The sequence below is a fragment of the Cognatiyoonia sp. IB215182 genome (assembly GCF_033963905.1).
In the GTDB taxonomy this organism is placed as follows: domain Bacteria; phylum Pseudomonadota; class Alphaproteobacteria; order Rhodobacterales; family Rhodobacteraceae; genus Yoonia.
On the sequence record NZ_JAXBMB010000038.1, the window covers coordinates 1 to 7,487 of the forward strand.

Consider the following 7,487-nt stretch of genomic DNA (forward strand, 5'->3'; position numbering starts at 1 on the left):
AGCTGATGAGCTGATGAGCTGATGAGCTGATGAGCTGATGAGCTGATGAGCTGATGAGCTGATCATACCGCAGCTTCATCCGAGACGCAAGTAACATACTGAATTTATTGCGGATATTTGCGATATTTTTATCGAGCATGTGGTGGGCGAACCATTCGTTTCCTACCCAAACACTAGAACCCGCTTACCGCATTTGGAAATTCCCAAATCCTATATTTGAATAGACAACGGCTATGGTGAGGCTTGCCGCTCGCATACTTTTAGTCTGTCAAAATGGCCCTGCTGTTTGACCCCACGGATTAAGGATACGATCCTTTTTGGAAGGGAAAGACCATCAGGTCCAAACACCTGAAGAAGCTTCACATCAACGCCTATTATTACGGAGCATCAAGAATGATCAGCTTCGCGTCTCGGAAATCTTTGCAATATCTAATACTAAAACCTGTCTTCAAGATTGAGTTTCGCATGTCGCATGCCTCCTTTGTTTGATCCGGGAAAAACATGACCCAAGACTTCCGGTTTATTCCCAAATTAGTATTGCTTTGACCCCAATCAACAAGCCATTCCAATTCACTCAAAAAATACTCATCCCATTCATCAAGCTCGTCGCTTACAACATCATTTGAGTAAGGCTGTTCAGGCTCGTCATCATCGGAATTCGCAGTGCCGCCGGTCAGCTTGTAGACGACAAAAGGGAGCAACAGGGAAACTGCAAAACCACAAAAAACATAGCACAGCATTGCGACAACAATTCCATATCCAGCAGATAGTGCTATTCCTGCCCCGCCAACACCAGCTAGAACGCCGGCTAAGATCGTTGGGAACAACGGTAAAACCCGTTCATCATCGAGGAATGTGACAGGCAGGGGGTTATCTGACCAATTTCTGACGCGCGTCATGATATCTGAGCCCTAATTGCTGATTTCGTATATAGTACACCACCTGTATCGACACCTTCACCTCATGGTGTGGCTCAATTCGTGTGATATTTGATATGGAATATACTTGATGATATCTCACTAAGGTGCCAATTCCCAATTTCTATATAAAAATAGCTTTTGGCTATACTTCACTATTTTGAATGCAACGGATAACAGTCAATTGAGCCCTGCGAGTAGTCCTTGACGAAAAATCACATCCAATGCTCCACGAATGGTTTATCTCTGGCAAGCTCTTGAGTGAACCCGCGAACCTCAGGCCGTGTAGGCTGATGGAGATACCGAAGCGCAACCACGTGACGCTCAAAGTCAACGCCCTCGATTGTCAGTGAAGCAAATTCCTTGCTCCTTGGGATTGCGGTCTCCGGTAATACTAAGAACCCCCTACCCAATCGCACCAACTCCAAGAGCAAGTCAGTCCGGTTGGAACGATGGGTGAAGTTTATTGTGTTTCCGGGATCTGCAGAAAAAGCAAACAAGGCTTCACGCATTTCGCAGTCAGCTTTCGTCAACATATCGTTGCCCGCCAGCACATCCAAGCCCACCGTTCTTCTTTGACTGAGCGGATGCGTTGCGGAGACAACGACCCGGTAGCTCTCACTATACATTGGTTCCGCCTGATAAAGATCGGATGCGGCATCAGAATTTGTTATGCCAATATCAAAGCGACCTTCACGAAGGCCGCTTAACAACGCACGTTGCTTGTCGACTATGATCTCGAAATTTATCTCTGGTGCGCGAAGCTGATGCCGCGCTATTGCATCTGCAATTCTCACCAGGCCAATGCCTTCACTGACACCAATACTAATGGGAATACCTTCGAGGCGAACATAACGCTTGGCATCGACCATCGCTTTTTGACTCTGCTTCAAGACCTCCTTTAGGTACGGAAGAACGACTGTACCTAAAGGTGTCAAGCTGCATCCAGCTCGATCGCGCAGAAACAGTTTACCGCCCAATCTTTGCTCCAACTTCCCGATGGCAGTCGTCAAGGAAGGTTGAGACACATTCATAGCTTGTGCCGCGTGAGTGAAGTTTCGATGCTCATAAACCGCTAAAAAATACCGAATCTGATTCATTTCCATGGAATTCTGCGCGCTCTCTACTTGGCAGTACCAGTAAATGATTTGCACATAGGACCGATACTTTACAAATAGTTAACGTCTATATTTTGATAGTTACGTAGTATTGGAGTTTTGACCCCACTTGGCCATTATGTAGTGGCCCCTTAGGCTGAGCGTGGCGCGGCAGCTTGGGTTGTCGTAGTTATCCCGTCGCGTCACGCAATATCCGACCACCATTAGCTCCCGGGATGCACCGGAGATAACTTTGCGGAAAATGCTAGGCTAATGACCTAAAATGAATCATGAGCGTTCGACGTCAGTGACGATTACTCCGGATAAGAAGATCGAAATTGACATGAATTCAGTTTACAAGGTACCATCGGTAACTGAATTAGGGTCCAACTGAGAGGGTCACGTGTGGTCATCTTTTAGCACCTCGAGCCAGGCAGAGACGAGATTGCGTGCCAGGTTGGTGTGTATCGGACAAAGGGGTCGGGCGATGCATTACTTTAACCCGAGACAGCCTTGCTTGGCTCTGGCTACCTTTTGTCTTCTTGTTTTTCGACATAGTTTCTTCTGATCTGTATTTCTTGATTTTGACGCTCATTGGTACCAATCGAGAATCATAGATAGATGAATCTAACGCTCCTACCCGCCTGCGAAAAGACCTGCTTATTGAGTCGCTCCGCTTGAGCAAGAGAACAACTCTGTCATCCTGCCCCTTCTCAACGATGGAGTCACACCGACCAGAGCATTCGCAAGTTGCAGTCGTTGCCGTACAACTGCACATCTTTGAAATGTCAAACTTGCTTGGCTGCCATTGCGACACTTATTGAACGTACAACGAAGTCGCGAGTAACGCCAAAAGATTCCTTTGACATGGTTTTCATAACAATCGTACTGATCAGATCTGCCGAGATTGATACTCATTCTGATTGTTAACAAAAATCTGATAATCGATTCTTCAATTCGCCATACTTTGTGCTTTAGCAAATGGATCTAAACGCCATATGACGTTGGGGCAATTGATGTTGACCAATCGGCTTTTAGTTGTATCGTTCTCACAGTGCGCAACAACAGCGGTCAGCCAGTTCATGGAAATAAGTCACATCCGTTTCTTTCTCTCAGTTTGCGAACACCGTAGTTTCACGCATGCGGCGCGAGCTATGAATGTATCCAAACCTTCAATCGCAAAAGCAATCGAGGAACTCGAGCATGAGCTTGGTGGACCACTGCTCTTGCGAGATGGAGCTGAATGCCGCCTGACCCAACTGGGTACGATCGTATATCCAACGCTGCAGGAAACACTACAGCAGGCCCATCAAGTCCAAGCAGAAGCAACACGCCACCTGCGTTCCGCGCGTATACCAATTGGAATTGGTATTGGTGAGACCATTGGGCAATCCAAAATAGCGGAATCTATTGAGCGTTATCGAGCGAACAATCCAACTGTAGAGATTAAGTTGATTGTTGATAACCATGCTGCATTGCTAAAGGGTATTCGGGAAGGTCATTTCGATATTGCAGTGACGGCCGCACAACCTGCTGGAGCAGTCTTTCAGATTGATACACTTTACGAGGAACGCTACTGCGTCGTCGTTTCAGCTGAGCATCCCCTTAGCATACATGAAACGGTTGCTCTAGAGATGCTAGCTGGCGATGAAATGCTGGATAGACTCAACTGCGAAATGCGTGAATTAATACGTGCCGCCAGTGCTGATCGCGGCTATACGCTTTGTCCTGTTTACTGTTCAAATCATGTCGACTGGTTGCTTGAGCTCGCAAGGAACGGAGCAGGTTTTTTGATTTTGCCAGAAACGGCCGTCCCAAAGGAGAGTGGGCTGGTTAGCTTATCAATTGAGGATTTCCAATTAGATCGCCAAGTTGCCGCATTGCGTTGTCGTTTTCAACCTTCACGTCCCGAGGTTCATGACCTGGTTCAGGAGTTGATGAAGGCTTCATGAAGCTGGTGGTTTCTCCAGCGATTCATCAACACCACTAAATAGTGCCCATCAGACGGTTTGATTTCTGTACGTCAGCTCTGCTATTGAATCTGTATCAGCGATTTCGACACGGGTTGTTGCTCGAATGCTTTATGCCCTCGGTTGGACCCTGGGGGCTTTCCCGCACTACAGCCGCTACACCCAAAGACCAATACATACATCCCCGTTATGATTGGACGTTTAAACGGGGCTTATCTCAAGACAACTTCGCCAAATATGATTGTTTATGTAGGTGTCTTTTAGCGCTCGCCGAACGCGGCAATCTGAGGCCGGAATGCGCAGATTACTGTCTGCTATAGACGGTCTGTGAGGCAGGTGAAAGGGGTCCAATGAGAAGGAACGCGACATAAGCATGACAGGCACGCTCGAAACCGCATCACGAAATGCAAGAAGCTGCTCTACAGCAGTATCGAGATCCACGACACCACCAAATGGATCGACATCGACGCAAAGCAGTTTCCAGCGCTCCGGAGCATCAAGAATGATGGACGTCGCATCCTGAAGGCTTCGGGTCTCTCTCACAATATGAGCTAGCCCCTCCCTAAATAGGTCTCGTATGTCTCGCGCTTCCTTTGTTTCGCCTGTGACAAACATGATCGACGATCCGGCAGCCAATTCAAGAACAGTATTGCTATCTAGCCATTCCAATTCACTTAAGAAGTGTTGATCTAGTTCTTCCAATTCGACACCTGCGCCCTCTTTTGACAATTTTTGCCTGTACTCCTCAAGACCTGACCCTCGCCTAAGGACCTCAATCTTGCGAAAAGCGATGGGAAGCAGGAATGAAGCTGACGCACCAAGAAAAACGTAGCAACTCATTGCTGCAATAAGCCCGTACCCCGCTGATAGCACCATAGCCGCCCCCAAAATACCAACGAGAACACTAACAAGAATCGTTGGCAGCAAAGGCAAGGTTTGAACACCGCGAGCCAATGAGACAGGTACGGAACCTCCCTCCCAGTCGTTGGCATAGTTCATTTTATTTCGCCCATTTATTACCCCGGCGGACCGGTCTACGCCTTCATGAAATGACGTGTTTCGTGCAGTATTGGATATAGGCTACATCCCACGACTTCGCGCCGAAGCGCCAATTCTTATTTTCTATCATTATATAGATTTTAACTATGATATGGGTGTTAGGGTCAGGATCCATTAGTTTTCGCTCGGCGGCATGCTCCATGTTTCGAAAATTGAGCGGTGAACATGTCTGACCTTTTCTAGCTGACGGATACGCAGTTGGCGCGACTTGAGCCCTTCTTCCCGAAGTCCCACGGCGAGCCTCGCGTCTATTACCGGAGTGTGTTGAGCGGGATTATCTTCGTCAATCGCAATGGCTTACGCTGGCTCGATGAGCCCAAGGAATACGATCCGCACAAGACGTTGTATAGCCGCTGGAAGCGATGGAGCGACAAGGGCATCTTAGTACAGAAGTTGATGGGTTAGGCCTCTGATCACGGCGAAGAAAAAACCATCATGATTGATACCACATATCTCAAAGCGCATCGCACGGCATCCAGTCTCGCGGTAAAAAGGGGGACGTGGACGCCTAATCGGTCGCAGGAAAGGCGGCATGAACACGAAACTGCATGCTGTCTGCAACAGCAAGGGCAGTCCACTGAACCTGTTTGTAACCGCCGGGTAAGTCAGCGACTACATCGGCGCGCGCGCCTTGCTGAGCGACTTTCCGGATGTTGATTGGCTGCTCGGAGACCGTGCCTACGACGCCGACTGGTTCAGAGAAACATTAAAAGACAAGGAGATACGGCCCTGCACCCTGGTCGTCAGCAACCTAAGAAGACCGTCAAGTATGAAAAGCGCCGGTACAAACGCGCAATCGCATTGAGATCATGTTCGATAGGTTCAAAGACTCGCGGCATGTCGAAACCCGATACGACCGCTGTCCGAAGGTCTTCCTCTCTGCCATCGCCCTTGCAGCCACCGTCATCTACTGGTCACGAGATGCTGTAACGGGGCCTGCGTCACGCACCGCCGTTGCCAATTGTCAGAACAGCGTTGAGTTGGCGCCATTCCCGTATTGAACCCACATGGAGGACGACGGGATGAAGTTGTTTATTGGATTGGATGTATCGCTTGTGAAATCCTCGATCTGCGTGCTCAAAGAGGGGGAAGTTGAGAGCGAACCCGCGGGTCTAGCACGCTGGCTGGACGATCTGGGTAGCTGCATCGCGGCGATTGGTCGGGAGGCTGGGCCACTGTCGCAATGGCTGCACCGAGGGCTGACCGAGGCTGGCCTTGGTACAGTGCTCATGGAAACCCGCCAAGTGAAGGCGCGCTAAAGGCGATGCCAATTAAGACGAACTGGCGCGATACGGAAGGGATCGCTCGCCCTCTACATCTTGGCTGGTTTCGACCGGTGCACTGTAAATCCATGTCAGCGCAAGAAACTCGTGCTCTACTCGGTGCTCGGAAAGCCATTCAGCAAAACATGATCGCTCCGGAGATGTCGCTGAGAGGTCTGCTGCGGAACTTCGGCCTCAAGGTCGGTGTGATCTCGCACGGTAGGTTCGAGGCACGCATTCAGGGGCTGGCAGAAGGTAACACAATGCTGGAAACCGCGACAGCACCAATGCTTCGCTCAAGAGCATCGTTGCGACAGGAACTGGCAGCCCTTGAGAAACAGGTGCGTCAGCCCGCTCAGGACGATCCAGTGTGCCACCGTTTGATGACAATGCCGGGGATCGGCGCCGTCGTCGCACTGACCTTTCGCGCAGCTGTCGATGATCCGGCACGCTTTCGATCTTCAAAGAGGGTTGGCCCCCGGGTTGGCTTGACACCCTCACGCAACCAGTCCGGTGAACGGGACGTGTCAAGCGGCATCACCAAAGCTGGTGAGGTCAATCTGAGGCGCGCACTGTGCTAAGCAGCAACCCTTATGATGAACCGTGGCCGACCGACATGGCTGAGAAAGTGGGGAGCCCAGCTCTCGCAGCGGCGTGGTCGCAAAATCGCGATGGTCGCCCTCGCATGCCGCATCGCTGTCATCCTCCATCGGATTTGGATAGATGGCACAAACTTCCAATCGGATGCCGCAGCGAACCTTGCCTGACCGGTCGCTACGTCACCCGTTGCCTGCCTGATCGCAGGCTGTCGAGGTCCCGCAGGGACGTGGTTCCGATGATGCTGAAGTCAGGACAGTCGCTGCCATCCGTCAAGCACGCCTGTGAGATGGGCACATCGGAATTACATCGAACCAGTATCATGTTGGCAGCCCCCGCGCTGACCACGAATCGAAGAATCTCACCCGGCTTAGTCGATTACGCCGCATTCTTGGGGTGATGCAATCGCTGTACTTCGAAGTCGCCAAGCAGGATTTAGTTTTCCAACAGGATGCGATTTTTGAGAGCTTGGGAAGCAACCTGATCTCGGACGTGGCATGGCGATTCTAGAACACCACTTTCAGCCCTGCATTTGCGCTGAGGGCGCTGGTGTCGCCCGCATTGCTGAGCCCGGTGGCATAGGCA

The 7,487-nt window shown here is 50.3% G+C and carries 4 protein-coding genes and 2 pseudogenes; 3 read left to right on the plus strand and 3 right to left on the minus strand.

Translation table 11 applies throughout. The annotated features are described in order from the left end of the window. Positions 1 to 377 precede the first annotated feature (377 nt). Both SLH47_RS25820 and SLH47_RS25825 read right to left on the minus strand, forming a co-directional pair. On the minus strand, positions 378 to 899 hold the full coding sequence (locus SLH47_RS25820) for a hypothetical protein (RefSeq protein WP_320243973.1): 522 nt from the start codon (positions 897 to 899) through the stop codon (positions 378 to 380). A gap of 233 nt (positions 900 to 1,132) precedes the next feature. Beyond that, entirely contained in the window at positions 1,133 to 2,023 is an 891-nt protein-coding gene (locus SLH47_RS25825; RefSeq protein ID WP_320243975.1) for a LysR family transcriptional regulator, read from the minus strand. 1,073 nt (positions 2,024 to 3,096) lie between these two features. On the opposite strand from SLH47_RS25825, the gene SLH47_RS25830 reads away from it, so the two are divergent. After that, a complete protein-coding gene (locus SLH47_RS25830) occupies positions 3,097 to 3,966 on the plus strand; it encodes a LysR family transcriptional regulator (protein ID WP_320243978.1) in 870 nt (289 codons plus the stop codon). A gap of 219 nt (positions 3,967 to 4,185) precedes the next feature. On the opposite strand, the gene SLH47_RS25835 is transcribed toward SLH47_RS25830, so the two are convergent. Beyond that, positions 4,186 to 4,983 carry a hypothetical protein gene (locus tag SLH47_RS25835; protein WP_320243976.1) on the minus strand — a complete coding sequence of 266 codons (798 nt, stop codon included), beginning with the start codon at positions 4,981 to 4,983 and terminating at the stop codon, positions 4,186 to 4,188. A gap of 243 nt (positions 4,984 to 5,226) precedes the next feature. On the opposite strand from SLH47_RS25835, the pseudogene SLH47_RS25840 reads away from it, so the two are divergent. Next, positions 5,227 to 5,957: pseudogene (locus SLH47_RS25840) on the plus strand (IS5 family transposase); the annotation flags it as partial. A gap of 108 nt (positions 5,958 to 6,065) precedes the next feature. Beyond that, positions 6,066 to 7,072, plus strand: a pseudogene (locus tag SLH47_RS25845) (IS110 family transposase). Positions 7,073 to 7,487: the final 415 nt, after the last annotated feature.